We start from the raw sequence: 25,775 nt of genomic DNA, 5'->3' as shown, positions 1-25,775 counted from the left end.
ATAAGCTTACTAAGAGGTGACAGTCATGCATGAGCTATTTTTATTCTTATTATTCATCGCGATATTTTTGGCGGGGATGTCGGTTTTACGCATCGGACTGTTCAATATGTCCGGTGCGGCATTAAAAAATTTTCTCTCGAAGGTAACGGATAAGCCATGGAAAGGCTTCATGGCCGGAACCATCTTTACGGGGATCCTGCAGAGCAGCTCGGCGGTCATGGTCATGACGGTCGGCCTCGTTTCCGCAGGAAGCTTAACGTTCCCGCAAACAATCGGGATTATTCTTGGAACGAATATCGGATCCACCTTTACAGCAGAGTTCATGACCTTTTCCTTGGATCGTTGGATCATTCCCGGTGTCGTAAGCGGCGCTTTTCTTTGCTTCATGCCAAAAGCATTACCGAGAAGCATAGGGATGTCCCTGATTGGAATCTCGGCCATCTTCGCGGCGATGAGCGGTTTTAAAATGCTTTCGACACCGATTGCAGCCTATTCTTCGATACAAACGCTCATCCATTACATAGAGGGCCATATGAGTTATGCCCTATTAGCCGGGATATTATTGACCGCACTCATTCACTCCAGTTCGGCAACCATCGGGATAGCCATGAGCTTTTTGATGAACGGGGAGTTATCCGTCTCCTCCGCAATCATCATCATGCTCGGATCGAATATTGGCACTTGCATCACCGGATACATGGCCAGCATCGGTTCTGGCAGACAAGCTGCCTTCACAGCTTATGCACATATTTGGCTAAACGTCATCGGGGTTGCCGCATTCCTGCCTTTTGTGGACATCCTGGAAAGCGCCGCTGCCTTTTTCACCGAAAACAAGGGGACACAGCTCGCCCATGCCAGTGTGATTTTCAATATCTTGACTTCTTTGGCCGTCTTGCCATGCTCACGGCAATTCTCCAACCTCATTCTTTTGGTGCATCGGCAACACTTAAAGAAATAAGGAGCTGTCCAAAACTCATTAGAGACTTTCTTATGGGCAGCTTCAGGGGAAGATGGACATAATGTGTAGCTGTAACAGATATAAAAGGATAAATGATTACCGGGAGGTTTTTAGCTAATCTTTTTATAATTAACTTTATGGTTTATTAAGCTCAAACCACTCAATATAACAGCAGCTAATATCTAAATCCACAACCTATATTAGGTAGATGAAAAACGATTACTGCCATTATATATAAAAGAAAGTAAATCCCGTTTTTTCATTTTCCTCCCCCTGTTCATGCATTTAATATAAGTCTGTTTACTCCCTGATTTAAGCCCCTAATATCCATTGAATCCACAATAAACTTTTTTCTGAATTTATAGGTTCCAAAAATGACAAGTAAAAGTCCAAAATTGAAACGTTTCTTCTTTTTCAAGGAAATAAGCGCAATGCACTGCACAAAGGCATGGACACTCGATTTATAATCCGTTTTATGGAAGTAATAAAAAACAGGCGGAGAAAAATAATTCATTTTTCTCCGCCTGTTTTATTTTAAGGACTTATTATACGGTCCCTTACAAAATCAATAATCGGTATCAGCCGTTAAACCCTTTACGATGGAAACACCTGCACTCGCACCAATTCTTGTTGCACCAGCTTCAATCACTTTCTGGGCATCGCTCGTGTTGCGGACTCCGCCTGAAGCTTTGACACCGATATCCGGGCCAACTGTTTTTCTCATAAGCGTGATATCTTCAACAGTCGCTCCGCCGGTCGAGAAACCAGTTGATGTTTTCACAAAATCCGATCCGGCTTTTACCGCCAATTCACATGCACGGACTTTTTCTTCATCAGTCAATAAAGAAGTTTCAATGATCACTTTTGACAGAGCCTTACCAGTGGATGCCGCTACAACAGCACGAATATCCCGCTCTACCAACTCATCATCCTTGTCCTTCAATGCGCCGATATTGATCACCATATCGACTTCGTGAGCGCCATTGGAGATGGCGTCTTTCGTTTCAAAAGCTTTGGTTTCCGGTGTGGTTGCACCTAGAGGGAAGCCGATAACGGTACAAACTTTCACTTCTGAACCTTCCAAAAGTTCGCTTGCATATTTCACCCAAGTTGGGTTCACGCATACGGAAGCAAAGTTATACTCTCTAGCTTCTTCGCATAATACCTTTATTTGCTCTTTGGTTGCATCTGCTTTTAATAACGTGTGGTCAATTAAACCTGCTACATTTTGTGACATTAATAAATCCTCCTCAAAAACAATCTATACCTAGTTGTACGTACCTCTCATAATACCATAGTTTATCCACTTTGACGATATATATAGTCTTTACCCGAAAGTGCCAAGATAACACATCTAAAAGAGGATAAAAAAAAGACAGCGATTTACCGCTGTCTTAGATTAAATATTGGATGCTTGTTGCAACGGAAAATCCTTCACGACCGTCACGAACTGACCTTCACTAAATGGATAGCCAGACTTTGTAATCTTCACTTTGACGATTTCAGCGACCATTTCTTCCGAAGCCGGGAAGACGACTTTCATGTAATTATCGGAATAGCCCTCATAAAGGCCATTTTCCAACTTCGTTTCAGGAATGACTTCAAGAACTTCCCCCTCGAATCTGGAGGCATACTCTTTTGCCAGCTGATCCGACAACGTGATAAGGCGATGTACGCGTTCATTCTTGACATCTTCATCGACTTGATCTTCCATACGGGCAGCCGGAGTCCCTGTCCGTTTTGAATAAGGGAAAACATGAAGTTCGGAGAATTTATATTTTTCTATAAAGTTAAATGTCTCCATGAATTCTTCTTCTGTTTCACCTGGGAAACCTACGATGACATCAGAGGTAACAGCAAGACCCGGAAGCGCAATTTTCAACTTCTCGATCCGATCCCCGAAGAAATCCATCGTATATTTACGTCTCATCCGTTTTAGAACTGTATCGGAACCCGATTGGATTGGTATATGCAAATGACGTACAACTTTTTTCGAATTCGTCAGCACTTCAATGATCTCATCTGTAATCTGGCTGGCTTCGATGGATGAAATACGGATACGCTTCAATCCATCGACCTTTTCCAAGTCACGCAGCAGCATCGCCAAATTATAGTCTTTCAAATCGTCTCCGTAGCCGCCAGTATGAATTCCGGTGAGGACTAGCTCTTTATAGCCTGCCTCGACAAGCTGTTCAGCTTGGTTAACGACTTCCTTTGGATCGCGGGAACGCATCAAGCCACGGGCCCAAGGGATGATGCAGAAAGTGCAGAAATTATTGCAACCTTCCTGAATCTTAAGTGAAGCTCGTGTACGGTCTGTAAAAGCAGGTACATCCAATTCTTCGTAGACACGGTTTTTCATGATATTCCCTACGGCATTGATTGGCTCACGCTCAACCTTGAATTGCTCGATGTAATCAAGAAGTTTAACCCTGTCCTGTGTTCCTACAACAATATCCACACCTGGTATGGCCATGATTTCTGCCGGTGAAGTCTGTGCGTAACATCCCGTTACCGCTATGACGGCATTCGGATTTTTACGAATGGCACGACGGATGACCTGACGGCTCTTCTTATCGCCAGTGTTTGTCACCGTGCATGTGTTGATGACATATACATCGGATGTATTTTCAAACTCAACACGATCATATCCTCCAGTTTTGAATAATTGCCATATGGCCTCTGTTTCATAATGATTCACTTTACAGCCTAATGTATGGAAAGCGACCGTTGCCATTTTTCATCACCTCAAAAGTTCTACATGATAAGAAACAGCGGAAAGTGCATATAAAGGTGCTGTTTCAGTTCTTAATATTCTTGGTCCAAGACCGCAAGCCATAAAACCGGCATCAGTCAGTTTTTCTATTTCCTTATCTGCTAAACCACCTTCAGGCCCAAAAACGAATAAGATGGATTGCCCAGCGGTGATATCTTTCAAGACAGAAGCGAGCACAGAAGTTTCCCCCCGTTTTGCCACTTCTTCAAAAGCGATTAATTTATGATCGAAACCTGAAGCATAACCAGCTAGCTGATCTGCCGTCATCGGTTCCTTGATGGCAGGGATAACCGTGCGGTGAGATTGCTCAGCCGCCTCTTTTGAAATCTTCTGGAGCCTCTCCAATTTCTTACCTACCTTTTTGTGGTCCCATTTTACCACCGAACGAGCAGCAATAAAAGGGATAAATTCAACGGCACCAAGTTCAGTACCCTTTTGAACGATATATTCCAACTTATCCCCTTTAGGCAGACCGCTCGCTATCACAACCCTTACAGGAAGTTCCTTTTCTTCATTCTTCCATTCGGAAACGGTCCCTATAACAGCATCATCAGTAATTTCCGAAATTTCCGCGACAGCTGTCATACCATTAGTTTTTACCGTAATGATCCGCTCCCCTGGTCCCATCCTCATCACCCTGGCGATATGGTGAAAATCATCGCCTGATATCGTCACCGTGTTTCCTTTGATGTCTACATCGTTAAGAAAATACCGTTGCACACTGCCACCCACTTCGTCTAGTCTAAAAAACTCACAGGCTAACAGTCAGGAATCCAGAATGCAAGCCGTGCAAAGATTCAAGCTAAAAAAAGGTACTCTGACTATCAAAATACCCGATAATCAGAGTAACTTTTTCAATTAATCATTTCTTTTCGCGATTATTGCCACCCAATCTTCCATCAAGATCGTTTCCTCAATGGTGAAACCAGATGCAATAATCGCATCCTTCACATCTTGTTTCTTAGTTTGAATGATTCCGGAAGCGATGAAATGTCCGCCAGGTTTAACGACTTTCGCTACATCATCCGTAAAACGCATGATCACCTCGGCAAGAATATTAGCCACGACGATATCCGCTTGTTCATTCACACCGTCCAGCAAATTGCCTTGTGAAACGGACACTTTATCCTGCACGTTATTTATTTCCACGTTTTGTATGGCTGACTGTACTGCCACTTCATCCAAATCAAGGGACTGGATTCGTTTTGCGTCCAATAATGCAGCTGCAATGCTTAGAACACCAGAACCCGTTCCTACATCAACGACTAAATCCCCAGGCTGTACTGTACGCTCCAGCGCTTGGATGCACATGACCGTCGTCGGGTGTGTACCCGTTCCGAAAGCCATGCCTGGATCAAGTTCAATGATCAATTCGTCACTGCTAACTGGAGTGTAGTCTTCCCATGTTGGCACGATGGTAAAACGTTCGGATATCTTGACGGGGTTATAATATTTTTTCCAAGCCGTCGCCCACTCTTCCTCATTCACTTCACTAACTGAAACAACATTTTTCCCAAGGTCTATATCAAAAAGAAGGAGATTATTGATTGATTCCTTAATAGCATCAACGGTATCGTTAAGAAAGCTGTTAACGGGCAGATAAGCCTTAATGACTACACCTTCATCCGGATAATCATCTGGGTTTAAGTGGTAGATTTCGCCAAAAACATTTTCACGTTCCTTGACTAATTCTAGAGGATCCTCAATGACAACACCGCTCGCACCTGCCTCATGAAGAATATTCGAAACAGGTTCAACCGCTTCATTCGTTGTTTGGATTGCAAATTCAGACCACTTCATAATCTACCAACTCCCAATTTGTTCTTTTACTTTTATTCACCTATCTTTAAAAGCACGCTTTACTTTTGAGAAAAAGCCATCATCTTGTTCATCTACGCCTTGTCCGCTGATATCACTGAACTCACGAAGCAAGTCCTTTTGTTTTTCCGTTAATTTCTTAGGGGTGACCACTAATACGACCACATGCTGATCTCCTTGGCCATACCCTCTTACATTCGGAACACCTTTGCCTTTTAAACGGAAACGAGTGCTTGTTTGTGTACCTGCTGGAATCTTCAGCTTCACTTTTCCATGCAGCGTCGGAACTTCTATTTCATCACCCAATGCTGCCTGGGCAAACGTAACCGGCATTTCACAATAAATATCATCGCCATCCCGCTCAAAGAATTCATGGCTGCGTACATGGAAGACTACATACAGGTCTCCCGCCGGACCGCCATTTATTCCTGGCTCTCCTTGGCCGGTTACACGCAACTGCTGGCCATCATCAATTCCTGCTGGCACCTTGACTTGGATCTTTTTACGTTTTTGGACTTTTCCGTCGCCACCGCATGTTGAACATTTATTAGGAATGATTTTTCCTGTACCTTGACAATGGTGACATGCTCTCCGGTTCACAATCCTTCCGAACGCTGTGTTTTGTTCAACATTCAATTGACCGGTTCCATGACAATGTGAACAGTTTTCCACTTTTGTACCAGGTTTGGCACCGGATCCTTTACATGTATCACAATTCTCTTCACGCGGAATTTCAATCTCAGTTTCTTTTCCGAATGCAGCCTCTTCAAAAGAAAGCGTCATCGTATACTGTAGGTCCGCCCCTTGACGCGGTGCATTAGGATCTCTCCTGCGACCGCCGCCGCCAAAGAAGCTACTGAAAATATCTTCAAAACCGCCGAAACCGCCAAAGTCCTGACCGCCAAAGCCTTGATTGGGATCTGTATGTCCGAATTGGTCATAATGGGCCTTTTTCTGTTCGTCACTCAATACTTCGTAAGCTTCCTTGATTTCCTTGAATTTATCCGCAGCATCGTCCGCTTTATTAATATCAGGGTGATATTGTTTGGAGAGCTTTCGATACGCTTTTTTGATTTCATCCTTCGAAGCACTTTTCGAAAGGCCTAACACCTCATAATAATCGCGTTTACTCATATCTAAAATCCACTCCCGATTCGATTCACATAAAGGTAATATTATCACTGAACGAAGATAATAATCAACTAGAAAAGTACAAACGGCTTTGACACATTTTTGTAATTGGTACTGCCAGCCCCGATTTGCACATCTTTTTCTCTAAAATCCCATGATTCCCCACCAGCGATTGAAACACTTCCTGACAATGATTCCATCCATTGTAAAAAAAGCCAAAGTCAAGATAACCTGACTTTGACTTTTTTACAATGGCAGGCAGAAACTAACTGCCCAATATTTCAGTGCCCCGATTGGGCCACTTTTTATTTTTTCTCTTCTTCGTTAACTTCAGTGTATTCAGCATCAACCACATTATCGTCTTGAGCTGATTCGCCAGCACCGGCTTCTCCAGCTTGCTGAGCTTTTGCCGCTTCTTCATAAAGCTTCATTGTCAAAGCTTGAACGATTTCGTTAAGCGCATCTTTTTTCACGCGGATTTCTTCAAGCTCATTTTTCTCGATTGCAGCTTTCAGTTCATCCTTCGCTTCATTCGCTTTTGTTACTTCCGCTTCGTCCACTTTACCTTCTAGATCTTTCAGCGTTTTTTCCGTTTGGAAAACTAATTGATCAGCTTCGTTACGAAGTTCAACTTCTTCTTTACGTTGTTTATCGCTATCGGCATTTTCTTCTGCTTCACGTACCATGCGTTCGATCTCTTCATCAGAAAGTCCTGAAGACGATTTGATAGTGATCGCTTGTTCTTTGTTCGTGCCAAGATCTTTCGCACGAACGTTCACGATACCGTTTTTATCAATATCGAATGTCACTTCAACTTGCGGAACTCCACGCGGTGCCGGTGGAATGTCACTCAATTGGAAACGGCCAAGAGTTTTGTTATCCGCAGACATTGGACGCTCACCTTGAAGGACATGGATATCAACTGCCGTTTGATTATCAGCCGCTGTCGAGAACACTTGTGATTTACTTGTCGGAATCGTAGTATTACGGTCAATCAGTTTCGTGAATACTCCGCCCATCGTTTCAATTCCAAGTGAAAGTGGAGTTACATCAAGAAGGACAACGTCTTTAACATCCCCTGTTAATACGCCACCTTGAATTGCTGCACCCATTGCCACCACTTCATCAGGGTTTACACCTTTGCTTGGTTCTTGACCGATTTCCTTTTTGATTGCTTCAACAACCGCAGGAATACGTGTAGATCCACCAACAAGGATTACTTTGTCGATTTCAGATGCTGAAAGACCAGCATCTTTCAATGCTTGACGAGTTGGTCCCATAGTGCGTTCCACAAGACCTGTAGAAAGCTCATCGAATTTAGCTCTAGTCATTGTTACGTCCAAGTGAAGCGGGCCAGCTTCTCCAGCAGTGATGAATGGTAAAGAAATTTGAGTTGACGTTACGCCGGAAAGATCTTTTTTCGCTTTTTCAGCTGCATCTTTCAAACGTTGAACCGCCATTTTATCTTTTGAAAGGTCGATTCCGTTTTCTTTCTTGAATGCTTCAACCAGGTAATCAATGATGACTTGGTCGAAATCATCCCCACCTAGACGGTTGTCACCAGCTGTGGACTTAACTTCGAAAACGCCATCTCCAAGTTCCATGATCGACACGTCAAATGTACCGCCGCCAAGGTCGAATACAAGGATCGTTTGATCTTCTTCCGTTTTATCCAAACCGTATGCAAGTGCTGCAGCTGTCGGTTCGTTGATGATACGTTCCACTTCAAGGCCTGCAATTTGCCCAGCATCCTTAGTTGCTTGGCGTTCTGCATCATTGAAGTAAGCAGGTACAGTGATAACCGCTTTAGTCACTTTTTCGCCAAGATACTCTTCAGCGTATGATTTCAAGTATTGAAGGATGATTGCAGAAACTTCTTGAGGTGAGTATTCTTTTCCTTCAATTACTTCTTTATGGTCAGTACCCATATGGCGTTTAATGGAGATGATCGTATTAGGGTTTGTAATCGCTTGGCGTTTTGCCACTTCCCCTACTTGCCTTTCTCCATTTTTGAATGCCACTACGGATGGAGTTGTACGGTTTCCTTCTGGATTCGGGATTACTTTTGGTTCCCCGCCTTCAAGTACAGATACACAAGAGTTTGTTGTACCTAAGTCAATACCAATAATCTTGCTCATAGTTTCACTACCTCCCAATTATTTATATGTAAAAATCTATTCGTTCACTTTTACCATTGCAGGTCGAATCACACGGTCTTTAAGAAGGTATCCTTTTTGGAATTCCTCGACGACGATGTTCGAACCGAAGTTTTCATCCTGAACTTGCATGACCGCTTGATGCAAACGCGGATCGAACTCTTCGCCAACCGAACTGATCGGTTCGATGCCTTCTTTAGACAATGCATCAGTAATCGCTTTATAGACCATTTCCATGCCTGATAGCAAGGATTTCGTCTGTTCATTTTCCGCTTCGATTTTTGTAGCTCTTTCAAAATTATCAAGAGCCTCCACTAAATCACTAGCAATGCTTTGAACTCTATATTTTTGAGCCGCCTCCATATCAAGCTTGGCACGGCGTCTTGAATTATCAAAATCGGCCTGCAGACGAAGATAACGGTTATCCATTTCCTCGATTTTCGCCTCAAGTTCAGCAATCTTTTCATGAGCCAATTGAAGTTCATCTTTTTCAACCGGACCTTGGTTTTCTTCCGCTGGAATTTCTTCTTCAGCGAAAACTGCTTCTGCAGAACTTTCCTCGATTGTTTCATTTTCCAATGTTTGTTCTTCGTTTTTATTTTCTGTCACAATCTCACCTCCCTAAAAGGGTTATACAATTTATGCTAAAGTAATATGCCAGGCCGCGGAATATGCTTCTCCGCCACCTTAACAATATTACCTTTGCTACTATTTTTGATACAGTTTTGTCATCAGGGCCGTTAAATCTTTCGAGAAGAACGAAAGCAAACTGATCACTCTCGAATATTCCATTCTCGTTGGACCCAATATGGCCAATGTGCCAACTTGCTCCTGCCCGATTGAGTAGGTCGCCGTAATCAAACTGCAGTCATCGAGCACTGTGTTTTGATTTTCACGGCCGATCTTGACGTGGATGCCCGATGGATTTTGAGTAATTAGTTCATAAAATCCCTGTTCCTGCTCAATCATCGATAAAAGCGTACTTACTTTAGCAATATCATGGAACTCCGGCTGCCTCAGCATATTCGTTTTCCCGCCAAAAAATATTTTTTCGGGCTTTGTGTCCGTCAGGGTCTCCGCAAGGGTCGAGACCATCGATCCATAGTTATGAATGTGGCGGCTCAATAGAACTGCCACTTCCTTATAGATCTTATCCTTTAGATCAACTAGCGGAACATCGACCAAACGGGAATTCAATATGTTCACCATCTTCTCGATTTCGTTTATATCAAAAGAAGGCGGTAAGGAAATCATTCGATTTTCCACATGACCTGTATCTGTAATGATGATGGCTATTGCCGTTTCAGGACTTAAAGGAATGATCTGGATTTTTTTCAGCTTATGCTCATTCACTTTTGGCCCCAGTACAATCGCCGTATAATTCGTCAGTTCCGAAAGTATTTTCGCTGACTTCTGTACGATCTTTTCCAATTCATAAATTCGTTCTACAAAAACGGATTTTAATATCTTCACTTCATTCTTTTTCGGAGCTTGAGGAGAAAGTAAATGATCCACATAATATCTATACCCTTTTTCAGAAGGGATCCTACCGGAAGAGGTATGGGTTTTTTCTAAAAATCCCATTTCTTCAAGATCGGACATTTCGTTGCGAATTGTGGCAGAGCTGAACGTAATTTCATCTTTCTTCGACAAGCTTCGTGACCCGACTGGCTGGGCAGAATGGATGAAATCCTCGATTATCACTTGTAGAATCAATAATTGACGATCAGTTAGCATGTATGATCACCTCTGTTAGCACTCTGTCTCATCGAGTGCTAATATACTAATAAATTATCAAATGAAGCTTATGATGTCAACAATGAAAACCGCTAATTCACCGTTAAAATAACTTGAGTTTCCTTCAGTCGGAATCAATAACGCCCAAAAATGATTGGAACACTTCATTTCCAAGCAGTTTGCCCTGCTCAGTCAAGCGCACGAACCCGCCTTCCACCTTAAGCAGACCCTTTGCCGATCCTTCTTCGAGCGGTTTCCTGAAAATCTCGGTCATTTCAACAAAAAATTTATTCTTGAAGATTTCCAAGGAAACTCCTTCCGTTTTCCGGAGCCCCAAAAACATCTCCTCTTCCATCCGTTCATGAAGCGGTACTGGGTGCTCTTCCAATACAGGCAGCTCGTTCGCCAGCAATGGCGTGATATATTTCTTCACAGGTCCATGATTGGCAACCCTTTTACCTCCAGTATAGCCATGTGCACCGGCACCAATCCCATAATACTCCACATTATCCCAATATGTCAGGTTGTGCCTGCTTTCAAACCCAGTTCGGGCAAAATTACTGATTTCATATTGATGCAGACCATGCTTCTCCATCTCTTCCATCAGTTTCTCATACATCGAAGCCTCGAGCTCCTGAGGCGGCAGGTTCAATTTACCCCTTCGCATCTGGTTATAAAAAACAGTCTTCGGCTCAACGATCAATGAGTAGCTGGAATAGTGCGGCAATTGAAGGGCAATCGCTTTATCCAGCGTATCCTTGAAATCTTCCATCGTTTGGCCCGGCAATCCATATATCAGGTCGATGCTGATATTCGTAAAGCCAACCTCTTGAGCCAAATGAATCGTTTCATATACTTCTAGAGCCCGGTGAGTCCGGCCGATTCGTTTTAACAATTCATCATTGAAGCTTTGCACTCCAAAGCTAAGTCTATTGACCCCTGAGTCATAAAGTATCTTAAGTTTTTCCCTCGAAAGGTCCCCTGGATTGGCTTCGAATGTATATTCAGCCTTTTTGGGATCAAAGGGCAGGGTTTCATTGATCGCTTCACATAAGAATGCAAGCTGCTTTTCATCAAGAGAGGTCGGTGTCCCTCCACCGACGAAAACCGTATCCAAACCGGCAGTCGGGTATTTGGAAAGCTGCATCACCATTTCCCTTTTCATCATCTGTAAATATTCTTCGACCGGCTGTCCCTGCAAAAATACTTTATTGAAATCACAATAGTGACAAATATGTTCACAAAATGGTATATGGAGGTAGGCGCTTTTAATCATTGTGTTCACAACCTTTTAATCGAATGAGTCGATAGAAAAAGAGGCTAGATTTCCTCTACCCTCTTTTTACTATCTATCGTTTATTTTATTTATTTCTTTGGTGTCGTATCATCCATTTTCAAAACAGCCATGAAAGCTTCTTGCGGCACTTCAACGGAACCTACCTGTTTCATCCGCTTTTTACCTTCTTTCTGTTTTTCGAGCAACTTACGTTTACGGGAAATATCGCCACCGTAACATTTAGCCAATACGTTTTTGCGCATTGCACTAATTGAGGAACGGGCGATGATTTTTTGCCCGATTGCTGCTTGGATCGGCACTTCAAATTGTTGTCTTGGAATCAATTTCTTCAATTTTTCAACGATGACTTTACCGCGCTCATAAGCAAAGTCCTTATGAACGATGAAACTTAAAGCATCGACAGTTTCAGCATTCAGCAAGATATCCATTTTCACAAGCTTGGACGGTTTATAGCCGATCAGCTCATAATCGAATGAAGCATAGCCTCTTGTATTGGATTTCAATTGATCGAAGAAATCATACACGATTTCCGATAATGGTATTTCGTAGTGAATGCTTACACGGGTCTCATCGATATATTCCATATCAATGAAGTTTCCGCGTTTATTTTGACAAATTTCCATGATCGCCCCGACAAACTCCGTCGGCGCCATCATCGTCGCTTTGACATATGGCTCCTCGACCCGTTCGATCTTTTGAGCATCAGGCATATTAGACGGGTTATCCACTTTCAGGACCGTTCCGTCCGTTTGGACCACATCATAAATAACACTCGGTGCAGTGGTGATCAGGTCGATTTTGAATTCACGTTCAATCCGTTCCTGGATAATTTCCATATGAAGGAGTCCAAGGAATCCGCAACGGAAACCGAAGCCCAATGCTTGCGATGATTCCGCCTCGAACTGCAGCGCTGAATCGTTCAATTCCAATTTCTCCAATGCATCCCTTAAATCATTGAATTTCGATGCGTCAATTGGGTATAGGCCGCAATATACCATCGGGTTCATCTTCCGGTAACCCGGCAATGGTTCTGTCGCACTGTTCACGGCACTTGTAATCGTGTCACCAACAGTCGTATCACCAACGTTTTTAATGGCTGCCGTAAGGAAACCTACATCACCTACGTTCAGTTCATCCAACAGCTGGGTTTTAGGGTTGAAGACACCCAATTCGGTAACATCGAATTCCTTGCCAGTGGACATCATTTTGATTTTATCGCCCACTTTAATGGAACCCTCAACAACACGGATATAGGCAACTACACCTCGGTACGCATCAAATAGTGAATCGAAAATAAGCGCCTTGAAAGGAGCATCCGGATCACCTTGTGGAGCTGGAACCAATTCAACGACCTGTTCCAGAATCTCCTCGATTCCGATTCCCGCCTTAGCAGAAGCCAAGACTGCATCGGAAGCATCCAACCCGATCACTTCCTCGATTTCTCCACGCACACGTTCCGGATCTGCACTCGGCAAATCGATTTTATTGATGACCGGAATGATTTCCAGATTGTTGTCCAATGCTAAATAAACGTTTGCAAGCGTTTGGGCCTCAATACCCTGTGCCGCATCGACAACAAGGACAGCTCCTTCACAAGCTGCAAGGCTTCGTGACACTTCATACGTAAAATCGACATGTCCCGGTGTATCAATAAGATGGAAGATATATTCTTCTCCATCTTTCGCGTTATATTTCAATTGAATCGCATTCAATTTAATCGTAATTCCACGCTCACGCTCTAAATCCATGGAATCCAACAGCTGACTCTTCATTTCACGCTGAGTCATGGCGTTCGTTTTTTCAATGATACGATCCGCCAATGTAGATTTACCATGATCAATATGAGCGATGATGGAAAAGTTACGAATTTTTGATTGTCTTTTTAATTTTTCTTCTCTATTCATGACGTTCACTCCCACTTGTCGACACAATACACTATTTTTTATTATATCAATAGAAAATGCAAGATTCAACAGAATAGTTACAAAAGAAGCCTCATTGCAGGGCATCGGATAAAAAAAGGCTGCATTCCGGATTCGGATGCAGCCTTTTGGCAGGGCACACTCAACTTACTTCATACCTAAATCATATCAATAAGTGCTTGAAAGGCCCCTGATATGGTCTCTCCAAGCGTTTTGCCGATCGATGAGAAAAAGTTGAAGGCCTTCATTTCTTCAAGCTTTTCTTTTTTCGTCTCCAAATCATGACTGGTTACTTTTTCGCCAAGGATATCCGCTTCCATCTCCCCTTGGTCCGATTGGTTAATAATGAATGCACTATTCAAAGAGGGATCTTCATACCCCTTCATTTTTTTCATCCCGTCGTTCGCTTGCTGCATCCCGATTAGAACACCTAAAAATAATACGAGCACAATCCCTGTACATTTCAACCAAAATCGAACCATGATAAGAGAACTCCTTTCAAATTACTGCGCTTCCGAATCCCCGGTCGGGTTATCCACTGCTTTGGCATCCCAGTAAAATTCACTGAAAACCTCGGTAAAGGCATCAACGGTCAAGTACATTTCCTCGAAAGTATTATCAACGCCGCCAATTTCCAAGAGCATGGCATTGCCTGACAAATCCTGATTGTATACTCCATTATGTCCCGCTCCGCCTTGTTTCATAACCCCTCGTGAAATGCCAGGGTATTTTTTCTCCAAAGCTTTATGAAGCTTATTGGCAAGCGCTGCATTTTTTTCGAAGTTCGGGTTATTGCCCCCAACAACGAAGGCAATCTTGGCATAATCTTTACCGTTAATGTTAATGGTCGTATGTTTTTTTCGTTTTGAATCACGATGGATATCAATGATATATTCTAAATCTTTGTTATTGGCCAATGCCGTCTGGACGGATTTTCGTGATTCTTGATAGGATCTGGCATAATTCAATCCTTTATTATTCAGATTTCCCATGATATCCGTTTTATCGAGCGAGGAGCCTATCCCCTTATCAGCCATATCTTCAACCATCCGTTCCCCGAGTTTCGTAATATTGATTTTCGAATGATAGGCTAGATCCGGGTTAGTCACTCCTTTTAAATATGGAAGATATGACTCCCGGTTATGGCTATGGTATATCTCGACCACTTTCCGTCCATTTGTCGTTTGTTTCGGCTGATCGGCCACTCCTTTTTCCGGTTCTTCAATCTCATCCAGGTTTTGCAGGGATGCATCCCTTTCTTCATTCAGGACGTCCACTGGCGGCGAGGATTCGTATGGCATATTCGTATAATTCGTTCCTTCCCCGGCAACGAGGATCTCATTATCAAAAATCGAAAAGCCAGGAAGTTCCCTGCCAAGTAAGCTCCGCGGGTCCTCCAGCGAAATGTTGGTCGAAACTTTTATCAATTGATTCGTGATCATCGATTCCTGCTTACCTTCCGGCAGGGCATTAAAAAGATAATGGTTTTCATTGGCCAGCATCGAGAACAGCATTTTCCCCGAGAATTGGTTGGCTACAGTATGTACGGAATTAGAAGATATCCGATACTCCGGTCTTAGGGAAGTCATGACCCCACTGACTGAAAAAACAAAAAGAAGCAAGGCGAGAATACCTAGAAAAGTTTTTATTATTGTTGATCCGTGAACGGCTGTTATGATTCCTGGGGAATTTCTTCTTTTCATCCTTCCACCCTCTCTATAGCTTGTCTATTAATACCTATGACTTTGCTAGAAAGGGTAGAACACCATTTTTGGGCACTAAAAATGATTTAACGGGTGTAGTAGCCGGTATTATCTTGATTTATTGAATGATGCAAGGCTGCATTTAACCCATTGGCTATTAAATTGGCCATATCCTCAATGAAAACATCGACTTCTTTCGGTGTAACCATTAAATTTTGACCAAGCGGTGACAGTACCTCATAAATCAATTTCCGTTTCTCTTCATCAGGGAGGACACCTATCATTCCCAAGAAGGTTTGGCGCTCCTTTTCACCTGGCATATCCTCTTCTGTCAGCTTTGTGCGCTTTCCAAAACTGAATCCAGCGGGCGCCAGCGAACGTGATGGTCTGTCCCCTTCATTCAGTTCCTTGCCAAAGTGCTTCAAAATATAATCTATCGTATCGCTGGCAATTGATACGGCATCCACGACGGTAGGTATACCAATCGCTATAACAGGAACACCCAATGTAGCCTGGCTCAATTCTTTTCGTTTATTCCCAACACCAGAGCCAGGATGGATGCCTGTATCCGTTATTTGAATCGTCGAATTCACTCGATCGATCGAACGGGCAGCCAATGCGTCTACGACGATCAGGAAATCAGGATTACTTTTTTCGATGACTCCTTTTATGATGTCACTCGTCTCGATTCCCGTAATCCCCATCACCCCGGGGGAAATCGCACTTACCGGCCGATAGCCTTCCTTGACGGACTCCGGCTGCAATTCGAACAAATGTCTTGTGACCACAAGGTTCTCAACGACTGCAGGCCCAAGAGCATCGGGAGTAACATTCCAATTACCAAGACCGACAACCAAACAACTGCTTTCTTTGGTGATTTTATTCCGTTTCAAAAAGGAAGCCAGTTCGTTGGCGAACACCTTTTCCACCCGTTGCTGCGTATCCGTATCCTGCTGGCGGATCCCCTGCACTTCGATGGTCAAATAGCTGCCCTGCTTCTTCCCGATTTCTTTTTCACCCTCAGCCGTGACCTCGACTAAGGATACCTTCAGATCATCCACATCTTTTTCTTTAATAATGACCCCTTCGATACGGGATACATCCACTTCCTCTACAACACCTTTATGTTCAAGGGCAATTTCCTTTGCTTCAATCGCCAAATCTGTACGAATTCCGTATTCACTAAGGTCCAAATTATTTTCCATAACGGCCTCCTGATGTTTGAATTGAATCTAATCTAGTATTTTCAATAGTCTCTCTTAAACATTCTGTCGTTTTTGCTTTTTTATTATTCATTTTTTTGGTACAATGAGTGATGACGAGATGAATTTATTCCCGAAATTATAATTCCTTTTCGATTCTCAATCTGAAGTATTGCATATTTATGGGCAGTCTGATAGAATATCACTTGTGCTATTTGATATGGATTTGAAAAGTCGAGTTCATATAATCTCGATTTCTTTGTAGGAGGTGAACGGAATGCCAAACATTAAATCTGCTATTAAACGTGTAAAAATCAACGACAAAAAACGCGTTCATAACATTACTGTTAGATCAACTATGCGTACTACAGTGAAAAACGCTGAAGTTGCATTAGCTGGTGAAAACGTTGAAGCTGCTAAAGAAGCTCTTTTAACAGCTGCTGTGAAATTAGACAAAGCTGCATCTAAAGGATTAATCCATAAAAATGCGGCAGCCCGTAAAAAATCTCGTTTAGCGAAAAGACTTAACGCTCTTAACGCATAATGACAAAAAATTAAACGATCCAACCGGATCGTTTTTTTTGTGCCGTTTTTTGCATAAAAAAGGTGACAGGATATCTGCCACCTTTTTATCATCTAATTTTTAAAAGCAGCAGCTCAAGCGTGATTGCCTTATCGGCTTGGCCGGTCTTCATTTTATAATCCGCTTCCGCTAAGTCGTTAATGATACTCAACAGCTCGCGTTCCTGGAATCTCCCCGTCTTTTCAAGTGCCAGCTTTACCCTGTAAGGGTGTACCTTCAATTGACCTGCAATTTTTTGCTGGCTATAGCCCTGGCGGGAAAGCTCCTTCACTTGATACATGAGCCTTACCTGCCCCGCCATGACGCTCAAGATTTTGATTGGCTCTTCATTCTGCCTGAGTAGATCGTGCAGTATCGTCATCGCACTCTCCATCTTCCGCTGTAACACATGATCGACAAGCGTAAAGATATTCTGTTCAAGGGATTTAGCAACCAGCTTTTCCACTACCTCGACCGTAATGTGTTTATCAGCTTCTGCATAAAGCACCATTTTATCCAATTCATTCGTAAGCATCATCAGATTCGTTCCTGCAAGTTCAAGTAAAAGCTCTGTAGCCTGCTCATCTATTTGGACTGAAGAAGCTTCGACCCTCTCCTTCACCCATCCTTTTAACTCATGATCACCAAGCTTCTTCGCTTCAACAAGAACCGCCTTACGCTTCAGTTCCTTGGTGATTTTTTTCCGTTCATCCAGTTTCTCATAAGGTGCGGTCAATACGACAATAGAATAAGGAACCGGGTCAGCTAAATACGCTTCCAGTCTTTTCACATTATGTTCAACTCTTGATTTCGTTTTTTCAGCTGTCAAAAAAAATGGGTTTTGCATGAAAACAAGGCGCCTTTCCCCAATAAACGGGAGGGTTTCAACATCTTCAAGTGCAGTTTCAATAGGCGTCTCTTCTAAATCAAATTGAGAAAAGTTAAAATCCATCTCATCCTCGTGAAGGACATTCTCGATCAATAGCTGCTTCGTTTCATTAATTAGATAGGCTTCCGACCCATATAACAAGTATACCGGCGCGAATTGCCCTTTTTTTATACTTTTCCAAACATCTAATACCAATAGAATCCGCCTCTTTACTATGTATTCTTCTCTAATGGTATAGGTGGATGGACCATTTGACAAGCTATAAAGGGAACTAGCCCTATAAAAGGGCTAATTCCGGATCTATATGAACACTTTCAAGAAAGGCCCGGGTAATCTCCCTTGAAAGCGGGTAGAGTATTCATGTAGAACAAAAATTGAGCTTTTCTTTTTCGCTTGCTTTGTTTGTACTGTTATTTTGACCTCAAAACCCCAAACTATTTGTGACAACTCTTGTCAGTAAAGGAAATGAAGGAATGAAGCCTGTAGATTTTTTTTTGGTAATGTTTTATACTATTAGCAGAAATAGGAGGGGTAAACAATGAACGAATTCGAAAAGAATGTTCAATCAAAGACAGATGACGTCGCTGATTCCGCTATGGGATTCATCGGTTCTTTTGTATTTTTCGCTGCCATGTTCACCATAGCTGTCGTCATTAAAGCTGTCGGATCCTGATTTCATTTACTACATGCACTTATTTTTCCTGATGGAGGCTGCTACTGCAGTCTCTTTCTTTTTGATTTTCTACATACTATGGGAGAGTCTTCCGAAAGGTTCCACTGCTTTTGTAATACTTGTAAATAATAGAACCATCCTCGTCGGTCCTGAACACCTTTATGCCATTTCTCTCCAGATTCCCAATTACGTCTCGATGAGGGTGACCGTAGCCATTATCTTTTCCAACTGAAATAAGCGCCGCTTTCGGCTGCAGCTGTTCAAGGAAGGGCGTGGAAGAAGAAGTTTTACTGCCATGGTGACCGACCTTCAAGATATCCGCCTGCAACTGCGGAAATGCTCTCAAAAGTTCACTTTCCCCTTCTTCTCCCATATCGCCGGTCAATAACCATGACAATCCCCCAAGCTCCGTGAATAGAACTATGGATGAATCATTCTTATTTTCTTCTTTCTCATATGGACTTAGCACAGCAAACGGCGCTCCTCCCGCCACCCAATGGTCCCCCCTTTTCAGGACAGTCATTTTCATTTGTTTATCTATTGCCACAGTCACAAAATCCATATCCCTGTATTGCTCTTCACTCCAGCCTCCAATGATGATCTCCCCAACTTTAAAATTTTCTATTAATTCTTTTGCACTTCCCATATGATCTGCGTCCGGATGAGTTAAAATCAGCTTGTCCAATTGGTGGATTCCCTTACTTTTCAATAATGGAATTATAATATCATCCGCGGTGTTGAACTTCTTTCGCTTTTTTGCCCACATGTCGATTGGAAATGTAATTTGCCCTCCCGTATCAATCAAATAGTTACCGCGATTGAAAGGCAGGATAATTAAAATGGAGTCACCTTGCCCAACGTCGATGATCTGCACTTCACCAAAAGGGGAGAACCTTTGTAAGTTATATTGCAAAAGTAAAAGGACAATTATTATTACGCACCATATTTTACTTTTTTCAAAGGATACTTCCCAAGTCAGGTATAATCCTAAAAGTGAAATAACAAGTAATAACATCATGATGAAAGGTGGTTTTCCAAACGGAATGGAGGCAAGCGGCAAATCCGATGCACCATCCGCAGCTTTATTGCAGAGTATGAAGGTATAATTCAATAATGAGATGAGGGGTTGCCCCAAGGAAGGCAGTAATAGATGAATGAAGAGGGAAATCAGTGAAAATGGCAGCAATATGATGGAATAAAGCGGAACATACAATACGTTCAGAAACACACCAAGAATGGATGCTTCATAAAAGTGAAAAAGCAAAATCGGAAGGGCTGCCAATTGGCAGATGGAACTGACGATGAATAGCTGCGTTGTTTTCTTCGGGTATTGCAAGAAAATGCTTGAAGACATGATAATGGAGAAAGTGACCGCGAATGAAAGCTGAAAACCTATATCATAGAGCATATTAGGCCGAAAAAACAAAAGTGCCATATAAGCCGATCCGATTGCGGCACCCGCCGAGATCCGCTTCTTGAATAGCAGAAGTAGAAAGAAAAGCATAGCCATTAAACAGGATCTCACCACTGATGGACTGGCACCTGAAAGTAACATGTAAACCGGAAGGAAGATTAAGATTGCCATCATCATTCTTTCCCGTGTAATCCCCACCCTGATGCCGAAGTAAAATAACAGCCCCGTTAAAAAACTGACATGAAGACCGGAAATAGCCAGTAAATGAACCAGACCGAGCCGCTGATAATTAGTAAGGTCGCCTTCATCTATATATGTCTGGTCGCCGAATATGAGGGCAGTGACAAAACCGCTCGATTCTTCTGGAAAGTGTTCTCTAATATACGTAATCCCCTCTAGGCGCAAATTACGTATCGAAACCAGAATCGGATTTCCAACGATTTTACATTCCTGAAATGAAATGGAATCCGCTTTGAAAATCCAATGGGTGCCTTGACGCAAAAGATAACGCTGATAATCGAAACTGTTTTCATTTCTGTTTTTGTCGGGAATTTGCAATGTCCCTTCGGCCGGACATGATAAACCGATCCGCAGAAACCGACCCAGCTTTTCCTGTTCCAGTTCAGTGGTGATTTTATAACGAAGCACTAACCGTTCGCCTTTCTCACTGGAAACGAATCCTTTTAAAGAATTTCCATCTATATTCGGTTGATCCGTAAATGTAATGATAAATTGGCTTTCCGTTCCATGATAGGCAGTTTTGTTGCGGTGATCGGTGAAGGAGGCGGCCCCTAAAAACATCCCCATGATAACCAAATGAAAACTAAGGGCCTTCACACTTAATCCCACCAAAAAGTAAAGTAAACAGAGAAAAATAAGGATGATGATCAGCAGCCTTACATTAAAAAAAGAATGGGCCGTAACACCAAATGTGGCCGAAACGGCTAATAAGATAAGGTGTCGAGCCATGCCTGCCCCCCGTCCTATTTAATTTTCAAATATCTGATTGGCCTGCTTTTCCAGCTCCGATACAGCTTCTTTTCCCATGCCTGTTCGTTCAAGTTGAGCTAACAATGAGAATACAAAGTCCTTTTTTTGTTTTCCATTAACATCGATGGCCCCTTTTGCTTCAACCTTCTCGGTCTTGACACCAGCCTGTTTAAATAATTCCAGGGCATATGGATGATTTTTGTAATCTTCCGCATAATAAACAGCCTTGATGCCAGCTTGGATGAGTGATTTACAGCACTGAAGACACGGAAAATGCGTCACATATATTTCCGCCCCATCAGTAGGCACCCCAAATTTGGCACATTGTAAAAGTGCATTCATTTCTGCATGTATCGTTCTGACACAATGATTATCAATTACATAACAGCCGTCATCAATACAATGCGTCCCTCCCGCAATGGACCCATTATATCCCCCCGCAATGATTCTGTTGTCCCTTACGATGGTTGCCCCTACAGTGAGGCGTGTACATGTGCTTCTTAAGGCTAATAAATGGCTTTGCGCCATGAAATATTGATCCCAACTAATTCTGTTCATGTTGTATCCCCTTACCACTAGAATGATTTTCTTCAATTTTACCCTCTTCCTGTCCATTTGTGTAGCATATTCAATCATTCATTTCACCGAAATGGAATCCCGTAACCTTTCAAACGTTTTATCTCCGATTCCCGTTACCTTCTTCAATTCATCGACCTCATTGAATTTCCCAACCGTTTCCCTGTATTCCAGGATCGCATTCGCTTTGGATGGTCCAATACCCGTCAAGGTTTCCAAATCTTCCTGTGTAGCTGTATTCAAGTTCACCAGTCCTCCTGACGCCCCCTTAGTGGCGGCATCACCAGACGATCCGACTTGTATATTCTCCAAGTCCCCCGTGACTTCTTCACCTATTTCCGGAACATAAATGACCATTTGGTCTTCGACGATTTGGGCAAAATTCACTTTATTTTTATCGGCCTTGTCCGTAAAGCTGCCTGCAGCCGAAATTAAATCAATCACCCGTTCACCTGCCTGTGCAGTAAAAATGCCTGGGGACTTGACCGCTCCTTTAACGTCCACTTTAATGATTACAGGTTCGGCAGCCGTTTCATTTTCACTTTGTTCGATTTCAGCTTCCTTTTCAGAAATGGAAAATATATCTTCCGTATCCGCCGAATCTGCCCCTTGTTGCAAAAAAAAGTAAATGCCCGCTGCAACAAATGCCACCGCAACGGTAATCTTGGTCATTTTCCTTTTTAAAATTTCATCCATTTTCTTTGCCTCCTTATTGGATTTCGCACGATACATTGTCATAGGACAGATTAAAAATACATAGTGTTTTTAGGAGAATCAATCGCTTTAAGTGAGAGGAGTTGATCGGAATTGAAGAAAATCGGTGTTATCGGAACCGGAAATATGGGGACCATTTTAATCGAGGCATGGCTGGAGGCAAAAATATTGAATCCGGCAGATCTAGTCATTACAAATCGCACGCTTTCCAAGGCATTGGTGCTGAAAGATAAACACCCTGGCATCAAGGTTGCGGAAACAGCAGCCGAAATCGCCCAACAAGCCGACTTTATCTTTCTCTGTGTAAAACCATTACAAATTAACAGCCTATTACAAGGCATCAAACATCATATAAAAAGGGATCAGCTGGTCATTTCCATCACAAGCCCACTTTCAGTCTCCCAGCTTGAATCGGCAGTGAATGCCCCCTGTGCCCGTTTTATACCGAGCATAACGAACCGTGTCGGTTCAGGGGTATCGTTACTGAGTTTCAGCAAGAGCTGCAGCAAGGAGAAAGTATCAGCTTTATATGATTTGGCCTCTGCCATATCGGCACCGGTCATCATTGAAAATGATATCACCCGGGTAGCTTCCGATATCGTCAGCTGCGGACCTGCCTTCTTCAGCTATTTAGCACAAGCTTTTATTGATGCGGCCTGCCAAACGACGAAGATAGATAAAGAAACGGCTACGACTTTGACTGAGAATATGCTGGTTGGCTTAGGGGAATTGCTTGGTAAAGGGGTTTATACATTGCCGACCTTGCAGGAAAAGGTTTGTGTAAAGGGTGGAATAACGGGTGAGGGGATCAAGGTTTTAGAAGCTGAAACAGGGGAAATGTTCCATCATCTTTTTCAAGCGACACACGAAAAATTTGCAGAGGACCTTCACGAAGTTGAAAAGCAGTTCGGCCATCCTTATTAATATTCGTAATTTATATCTCAATTCCTTCTTAAAATAAAAAAAGAAGAGGTCAGACCCCCGCTCGTACAGGATGATGTACGAACGGGGATTCTTACCTCTTTATTATTTACTGGCTACAAACAAGATTCTTTCGGTTTCCGTTACAAGCGGTGCTTCTTCAAGATCCGCCAGAATTTCAGAAACCGTAAAACCTGCTTGCTCCAACCACTTTTTATATTGTTCAACCGGATAGGTCCGTTGATAATGCAACTCATCAAAACGGTCATACAGTCCGCTTTCATCGTCCCTTACGAAAAAACTTAAATCATGCTCAACACTGTATGGTTCTTCACCCGGGAAGCAGTCCCATATATAGGATACTTCTTCACCGTTGACAGCAAACGTATTATCGCCAAAGATTTCTTCCATTTTATAAATGGAATGGATATCAAACAAGAATAATCCGCCATCCTTCAAATGCTCATGAACCCGGCTGAACGTCTTGACTATATCCTCCTCATCGCGAAGGTAGTTCAGCGAATCACAATAAATCGTGACACAATCAAATTGGCCAAGTCCCTCGAGTTCTGCCATATTCTGCTGGAAAAGCGGAATAGATAATCCAAGCTTAACCGCCTTTTCATTGGCAACAAGAAGCATTTCATCAGATAAATCCACGCCGGTGACTTCAAATCCGTGTTGCGCCAATTCAACGGTCATTTCCCCGGTTCCACACGCTAAATCCAGGACTTTCCTTCCACCAATTCCATACTGTTCCAGCTTCGCCGTAAGGATCATCAGCCATTTTTCATAAGGTGCGTCCTTCATCAATTCATCGTATACATAGGCAAAGCGTTCATAAGTCATGTAGTCAGTTCACTCTCTAGATCTTCAAAAGGTGCATCTCCCCATAAACGTTCAAGATTATAGTAGTTTCTTTCATCTTTATGGAAAATATGGGCCACTACATCGCCAAGATCCACAAGCACCCATTTCGCCTCGTCAAAACCTTCAAGACGTTTTACATTGATTCCTGATTCATCAGCTTTGCTCTTCATTTCACGAGCTATTGCTTGTACTTGTTTTTCAGAATTACCGTGGCAGATCAAAAAGTAATCCGCTACAAGGGAAATACCTTGCATGTTCAATGCCACGATATCCTCCGCTCTTTTATCATCCGCCGCTTTTGCTGCAATTACAAGAAGTTCACGTTCAGTCATTACATCTTCTCCTTCAAATTCATGATCAAGTCATTATATGTCTTAAATGTGTCAGGGTAAATTGCCTGATTTCTTTTCATTAAAAAAACAACTGTATTCCTTAACGCCTGGATGACAGCATGATCCAAATTTTGCTTTGCTGTCTGCCTGACTTCGTCGACACCGGGAAAAGAACGTCCCGGCTCAATATAGTCGGCAAGGTATACGACTTTATCCAAAAGGCTCATGCCAACCCTGCCAGACGTGTGATAGGCAATCGCATCCAAGATTTCAGCGTCCTGAATGCCAGCTTCCTTTTTCACCAGATAAGCCCCGACAGGAGCGTGCCATAGCTCCATATTGTATTCAAGTAACGCCGGGTCCATTTTTTCAGCGATTATAATTTGCTCCATTTCCTCTTTTGGACGGAATTTTGCATAATCATGGAAAATGGCTGCCAGTTCCGCTTTTTTGACGTCGGCACCATACCGTTCAGCAAGTTCAACCGCTGACTCGACCACACCCAAGGTATGAATGTACCTGCGCTCAGTGATTTGTTCTTTGACCAGTGCCAATGCTTCCTCACGATTCATATAAACCATTCCCTTTAATATACTTCACCACTGGATCTGCTATTAAATATTTCACGGTTTTCCCCGTTCTTAACTTCCTTCTTATCATGGAAGACGAAATGAACATCTGGGGGACTTTCACCATCGTTATTGGGTATACGGTCTTTTCATCATATCCAGGGCGCTTCACCCCGACGAAATTGACCATATGCACCAGCTCGTCGATACGGTGCCAATTCGGTAAGTACTCAATCATATCTGCGCCAATTATGAAATAGAACTCATTGGTTGGCTCAAGCTCTTTCAGCAATTTTATCGTGTCATACGTATAAGATGTGCCTTTTCTTTCTATTTCAATACCCTCAATATAAAAAGATGGGTTTCCGGCTATCGCGTTTTCCAACATAGCCAGCCTGTCCATATCGGTTACTTCCTCCGATTTTTCCTTATGTGGAGGAACGTGATTTGGCATGAACCTGATTTCATCTAACTCAAGGGCATCAAGCACTTCATTCGCTATAATCAAATGCCCGATATGCGGAGGATTGAATGTACCGCCAAGAATTCCAATTTTTTTCATAGA

Annotated in this window: 27 protein-coding genes; 4 read left to right on the top strand and 23 right to left on the bottom strand. The window is 42.7% G+C overall.

The annotated features are described in order from the left end of the window. The first annotated feature begins 25 nt into the window (after nucleotides 1-25). The gene (locus ACSR9O_RS08420) at nucleotides 26-958 is read left to right on the top strand and encodes a Na/Pi symporter (RefSeq protein WP_101222606.1); all 933 of its coding nucleotides are present in this window, start codon (nucleotides 26-28) and stop codon (nucleotides 956-958) included. Between the two features lie 277 nt (nucleotides 959-1,235). Here the strand turns inward: ACSR9O_RS08420 and ACSR9O_RS08415 are convergent, their stop codons facing one another. From ACSR9O_RS08415 to gpr, 15 genes are all read right to left on the bottom strand, one after another. Then, nucleotides 1,236-1,472 carry a hypothetical protein gene (locus ACSR9O_RS08415; protein WP_491724289.1) on the bottom strand — a complete coding sequence of 79 codons (237 nt, stop codon included), beginning with the start codon at nucleotides 1,470-1,472 and terminating at the stop codon, nucleotides 1,236-1,238. A gap of 51 nt (nucleotides 1,473-1,523) precedes the next feature. Continuing rightward, nucleotides 1,524-2,195, bottom strand: a complete 672-nt coding sequence (gene deoC / locus ACSR9O_RS08410) for a deoxyribose-phosphate aldolase (RefSeq protein ID WP_101222607.1) — start codon at nucleotides 2,193-2,195, stop codon at nucleotides 1,524-1,526. Nucleotides 2,196-2,357: 162 nt separating this feature from the next. Beyond that, a complete protein-coding gene (gene mtaB / locus ACSR9O_RS08405; protein WP_491724288.1) occupies nucleotides 2,358-3,695 on the bottom strand; it encodes a tRNA (N(6)-L-threonylcarbamoyladenosine(37)-C(2))-methylthiotransferase MtaB in 1,338 nt (445 codons plus the stop codon). Between the two features lie 6 nt (nucleotides 3,696-3,701). Next, the gene (locus ACSR9O_RS08400; RefSeq protein WP_491724287.1) at nucleotides 3,702-4,454 is read right to left on the bottom strand and encodes a 16S rRNA (uracil(1498)-N(3))-methyltransferase; all 753 of its coding nucleotides are present in this window, start codon (nucleotides 4,452-4,454) and stop codon (nucleotides 3,702-3,704) included. Between the two features lie 138 nt (nucleotides 4,455-4,592). Continuing rightward, nucleotides 4,593-5,534, bottom strand: a complete 942-nt coding sequence (gene prmA, locus ACSR9O_RS08395; RefSeq protein ID WP_491724286.1) for a 50S ribosomal protein L11 methyltransferase — start codon at nucleotides 5,532-5,534, stop codon at nucleotides 4,593-4,595. Nucleotides 5,535-5,570: 36 nt separating this feature from the next. Further along, nucleotides 5,571-6,686, bottom strand: coding sequence for a molecular chaperone DnaJ (gene dnaJ / locus ACSR9O_RS08390; RefSeq protein ID WP_101222611.1), 1,116 nt, complete (start codon nucleotides 6,684-6,686; stop codon nucleotides 5,571-5,573). Nucleotides 6,687-6,754: 68 nt separating this feature from the next. Continuing rightward, nucleotides 6,755-6,883: a hypothetical protein gene (locus ACSR9O_RS08385; protein WP_491724285.1), complete on the bottom strand. Its 129-nt coding sequence runs from the start codon at nucleotides 6,881-6,883 to the stop codon at nucleotides 6,755-6,757. Nucleotides 6,884-6,988: 105 nt separating this feature from the next. Continuing rightward, complete coding sequence (gene dnaK / locus ACSR9O_RS08380) at nucleotides 6,989-8,821, bottom strand: molecular chaperone DnaK (RefSeq protein ID WP_101222612.1); 1,833 nt, start codon at nucleotides 8,819-8,821, stop codon at nucleotides 6,989-6,991. A 36-nt stretch (nucleotides 8,822-8,857) separates the two neighbouring features. Beyond that, nucleotides 8,858-9,448, bottom strand: coding sequence for a nucleotide exchange factor GrpE (gene grpE / locus ACSR9O_RS08375; protein ID WP_101222613.1), 591 nt, complete (start codon nucleotides 9,446-9,448; stop codon nucleotides 8,858-8,860). 99 nt (nucleotides 9,449-9,547) lie between these two features. Next, nucleotides 9,548-10,576, bottom strand: coding sequence for a heat-inducible transcriptional repressor HrcA (gene hrcA / locus ACSR9O_RS08370; protein WP_101222614.1), 1,029 nt, complete (start codon nucleotides 10,574-10,576; stop codon nucleotides 9,548-9,550). Nucleotides 10,577-10,700: 124 nt separating this feature from the next. Next, entirely contained in the window at nucleotides 10,701-11,852 is a 1,152-nt protein-coding gene (hemW, locus tag ACSR9O_RS08365; protein WP_101222615.1) for a radical SAM family heme chaperone HemW, read from the bottom strand. An 89-nt stretch (nucleotides 11,853-11,941) separates the two neighbouring features. Further along, the gene (lepA, locus tag ACSR9O_RS08360; protein WP_095389815.1) at nucleotides 11,942-13,777 is read right to left on the bottom strand and encodes a translation elongation factor 4; all 1,836 of its coding nucleotides are present in this window, start codon (nucleotides 13,775-13,777) and stop codon (nucleotides 11,942-11,944) included. Nucleotides 13,778-13,953: 176 nt separating this feature from the next. Beyond that, nucleotides 13,954-14,277, bottom strand: a complete 324-nt coding sequence (locus ACSR9O_RS08355; RefSeq protein WP_053535740.1) for a YqxA family protein — start codon at nucleotides 14,275-14,277, stop codon at nucleotides 13,954-13,956. 21 nt (nucleotides 14,278-14,298) lie between these two features. Then, the gene (gene spoIIP, locus ACSR9O_RS08350) at nucleotides 14,299-15,498 is read right to left on the bottom strand and encodes a stage II sporulation protein P (RefSeq protein WP_101222616.1); all 1,200 of its coding nucleotides are present in this window, start codon (nucleotides 15,496-15,498) and stop codon (nucleotides 14,299-14,301) included. Nucleotides 15,499-15,584: 86 nt separating this feature from the next. Next, the gene (gene gpr / locus ACSR9O_RS08345; RefSeq protein WP_230177034.1) at nucleotides 15,585-16,703 is read right to left on the bottom strand and encodes a GPR endopeptidase; all 1,119 of its coding nucleotides are present in this window, start codon (nucleotides 16,701-16,703) and stop codon (nucleotides 15,585-15,587) included. Between the two features lie 274 nt (nucleotides 16,704-16,977). On the opposite strand from gpr, the gene rpsT reads away from it, so the two are divergent. After that, a complete protein-coding gene (gene rpsT, locus ACSR9O_RS08340) occupies nucleotides 16,978-17,244 on the top strand; it encodes a 30S ribosomal protein S20 (RefSeq protein WP_034308554.1) in 267 nt (88 codons plus the stop codon). Between the two features lie 88 nt (nucleotides 17,245-17,332). Here rpsT and holA read toward each other — a convergent pair whose 3' ends face one another. After that, complete coding sequence (gene holA, locus ACSR9O_RS08335) at nucleotides 17,333-18,346, bottom strand: DNA polymerase III subunit delta (RefSeq protein WP_491724284.1); 1,014 nt, start codon at nucleotides 18,344-18,346, stop codon at nucleotides 17,333-17,335. Nucleotides 18,347-18,689: 343 nt separating this feature from the next. Here holA and ACSR9O_RS08330 point away from each other — a divergent pair, with 343 nt between their 5' ends. Beyond that, entirely contained in the window at nucleotides 18,690-18,824 is a 135-nt protein-coding gene (locus ACSR9O_RS08330) for a YqzM family protein (protein ID WP_081108861.1), read from the top strand. Nucleotides 18,825-18,900: 76 nt separating this feature from the next. On the opposite strand, the gene ACSR9O_RS08325 is transcribed toward ACSR9O_RS08330, so the two are convergent. The 3 genes from ACSR9O_RS08325 to ACSR9O_RS08315 form a co-directional block, all read right to left on the bottom strand. Further along, nucleotides 18,901-21,207 carry a DNA internalization-related competence protein ComEC/Rec2 gene (locus ACSR9O_RS08325; RefSeq protein WP_491724283.1) on the bottom strand — a complete coding sequence of 769 codons (2,307 nt, stop codon included), beginning with the start codon at nucleotides 21,205-21,207 and terminating at the stop codon, nucleotides 18,901-18,903. A gap of 18 nt (nucleotides 21,208-21,225) precedes the next feature. Beyond that, on the bottom strand, nucleotides 21,226-21,786 hold the full coding sequence (locus ACSR9O_RS08320) for a ComE operon protein 2 (RefSeq protein WP_101223472.1): 561 nt from the start codon (nucleotides 21,784-21,786) through the stop codon (nucleotides 21,226-21,228). 78 nt (nucleotides 21,787-21,864) lie between these two features. Further along, nucleotides 21,865-22,500: a helix-hairpin-helix domain-containing protein gene (locus ACSR9O_RS08315; RefSeq protein ID WP_230177038.1), complete on the bottom strand. Its 636-nt coding sequence runs from the start codon at nucleotides 22,498-22,500 to the stop codon at nucleotides 21,865-21,867. 111 nt (nucleotides 22,501-22,611) lie between these two features. Here ACSR9O_RS08315 and comER point away from each other — a divergent pair, with 111 nt between their 5' ends. Then, nucleotides 22,612-23,442 carry a late competence protein ComER gene (comER, locus tag ACSR9O_RS08310; protein WP_286141410.1) on the top strand — a complete coding sequence of 277 codons (831 nt, stop codon included), beginning with the start codon at nucleotides 22,612-22,614 and terminating at the stop codon, nucleotides 23,440-23,442. 102 nt (nucleotides 23,443-23,544) lie between these two features. On the opposite strand, the gene ACSR9O_RS08305 is transcribed toward comER, so the two are convergent. Genes ACSR9O_RS08305 through ACSR9O_RS08290 form a run of 4 tightly spaced genes read right to left on the bottom strand, consistent with a single transcriptional unit; the run spans nucleotide 23,545 to nucleotide 25,772 of the window. Further along, a complete protein-coding gene (locus tag ACSR9O_RS08305; protein ID WP_491724282.1) occupies nucleotides 23,545-24,288 on the bottom strand; it encodes a class I SAM-dependent DNA methyltransferase in 744 nt (247 codons plus the stop codon). Continuing rightward, entirely contained in the window at nucleotides 24,285-24,641 is a 357-nt protein-coding gene (rsfS, locus tag ACSR9O_RS08300) for a ribosome silencing factor (protein ID WP_101222622.1), read from the bottom strand. Before rsfS ends, ACSR9O_RS08305 begins: the two co-directional genes overlap by 4 nt. After that, nucleotides 24,641-25,213 carry a bis(5'-nucleosyl)-tetraphosphatase (symmetrical) YqeK gene (yqeK, locus tag ACSR9O_RS08295; protein ID WP_101222623.1) on the bottom strand — a complete coding sequence of 191 codons (573 nt, stop codon included), beginning with the start codon at nucleotides 25,211-25,213 and terminating at the stop codon, nucleotides 24,641-24,643. The genes rsfS and yqeK overlap by 1 nt, the downstream gene beginning before the upstream one ends. Then, nucleotides 25,203-25,772, bottom strand: coding sequence for a nicotinate-nucleotide adenylyltransferase (locus ACSR9O_RS08290; protein WP_101222624.1), 570 nt, complete (start codon nucleotides 25,770-25,772; stop codon nucleotides 25,203-25,205). The genes yqeK and ACSR9O_RS08290 overlap by 11 nt, the downstream gene beginning before the upstream one ends. Nucleotides 25,773-25,775: the final 3 nt, after the last annotated feature.

The sequence above is a fragment of the Peribacillus sp. B65 genome, from assembly GCF_058513295.1.
The sequence above is the reverse complement of the archived record's forward strand: the minus strand, read 5'-3'. Positions and strand labels throughout refer to the sequence as shown.

Coding starts and splice junctions, on each gene's coding strand:
- ACSR9O_RS08420 (WP_101222606.1), top strand. CDS start 26: ATGCATGAGCTATTTTTATTCTTATTATTCATCGCGATATTTTTGGCG.
- ACSR9O_RS08415 (WP_491724289.1), bottom strand. CDS start 1,472: ATGAATTATTTTTCTCCGCCTGTTTTTTATTACTTCCATAAAACGGAT.
- deoC (WP_101222607.1), bottom strand. CDS start 2,195: ATGTCACAAAATGTAGCAGGTTTAATTGACCACACGTTATTAAAAGCA.
- mtaB (WP_491724288.1), bottom strand. CDS start 3,695: ATGGCAACGGTCGCTTTCCATACATTAGGCTGTAAAGTGAATCATTAT.
- prmA (WP_491724286.1), bottom strand. CDS start 5,534: ATGAAGTGGTCTGAATTTGCAATCCAAACAACGAATGAAGCGGTTGAA.
- dnaJ (WP_101222611.1), bottom strand. CDS start 6,686: ATGAGTAAACGCGATTATTATGAGGTGTTAGGCCTTTCGAAAAGTGCT.
- ACSR9O_RS08385 (WP_491724285.1), bottom strand. CDS start 6,883: ATGGAATCATTGTCAGGAAGTGTTTCAATCGCTGGTGGGGAATCATGG.
- dnaK (WP_101222612.1), bottom strand. CDS start 8,821: ATGAGCAAGATTATTGGTATTGACTTAGGTACAACAAACTCTTGTGTA.
- hrcA (WP_101222614.1), bottom strand. CDS start 10,576: ATGCTAACTGATCGTCAATTATTGATTCTACAAGTGATAATCGAGGAT.
- hemW (WP_101222615.1), bottom strand. CDS start 11,852: ATGATTAAAAGCGCCTACCTCCATATACCATTTTGTGAACATATTTGT.
- lepA (WP_095389815.1), bottom strand. CDS start 13,777: ATGAATAGAGAAGAAAAATTAAAAAGACAATCAAAAATTCGTAACTTT.
- ACSR9O_RS08355 (WP_053535740.1), bottom strand. CDS start 14,277: ATGGTTCGATTTTGGTTGAAATGTACAGGGATTGTGCTCGTATTATTT.
- spoIIP (WP_101222616.1), bottom strand. CDS start 15,498: ATGAAAAGAAGAAATTCCCCAGGAATCATAACAGCCGTTCACGGATCA.
- gpr (WP_230177034.1), bottom strand. CDS start 16,703: ATGGAAAATAATTTGGACCTTAGTGAATACGGAATTCGTACAGATTTG.
- rpsT (WP_034308554.1), top strand. CDS start 16,978: ATGCCAAACATTAAATCTGCTATTAAACGTGTAAAAATCAACGACAAA.
- ACSR9O_RS08330 (WP_081108861.1), top strand. CDS start 18,690: ATGAACGAATTCGAAAAGAATGTTCAATCAAAGACAGATGACGTCGCT.
- ACSR9O_RS08325 (WP_491724283.1), bottom strand. CDS start 21,207: ATGGCTCGACACCTTATCTTATTAGCCGTTTCGGCCACATTTGGTGTT.
- ACSR9O_RS08320 (WP_101223472.1), bottom strand. CDS start 21,786: ATGAACAGAATTAGTTGGGATCAATATTTCATGGCGCAAAGCCATTTA.
- ACSR9O_RS08315 (WP_230177038.1), bottom strand. CDS start 22,500: ATGGATGAAATTTTAAAAAGGAAAATGACCAAGATTACCGTTGCGGTG.
- ACSR9O_RS08305 (WP_491724282.1), bottom strand. CDS start 24,288: ATGACTTATGAACGCTTTGCCTATGTATACGATGAATTGATGAAGGAC.
- rsfS (WP_101222622.1), bottom strand. CDS start 24,641: ATGACTGAACGTGAACTTCTTGTAATTGCAGCAAAAGCGGCGGATGAT.
- yqeK (WP_101222623.1), bottom strand. CDS start 25,213: ATGAATCGTGAGGAAGCATTGGCACTGGTCAAAGAACAAATCACTGAG.
- ACSR9O_RS08290 (WP_101222624.1), bottom strand. CDS start 25,772: ATGAAAAAAATTGGAATTCTTGGCGGTACATTCAATCCTCCGCATATC.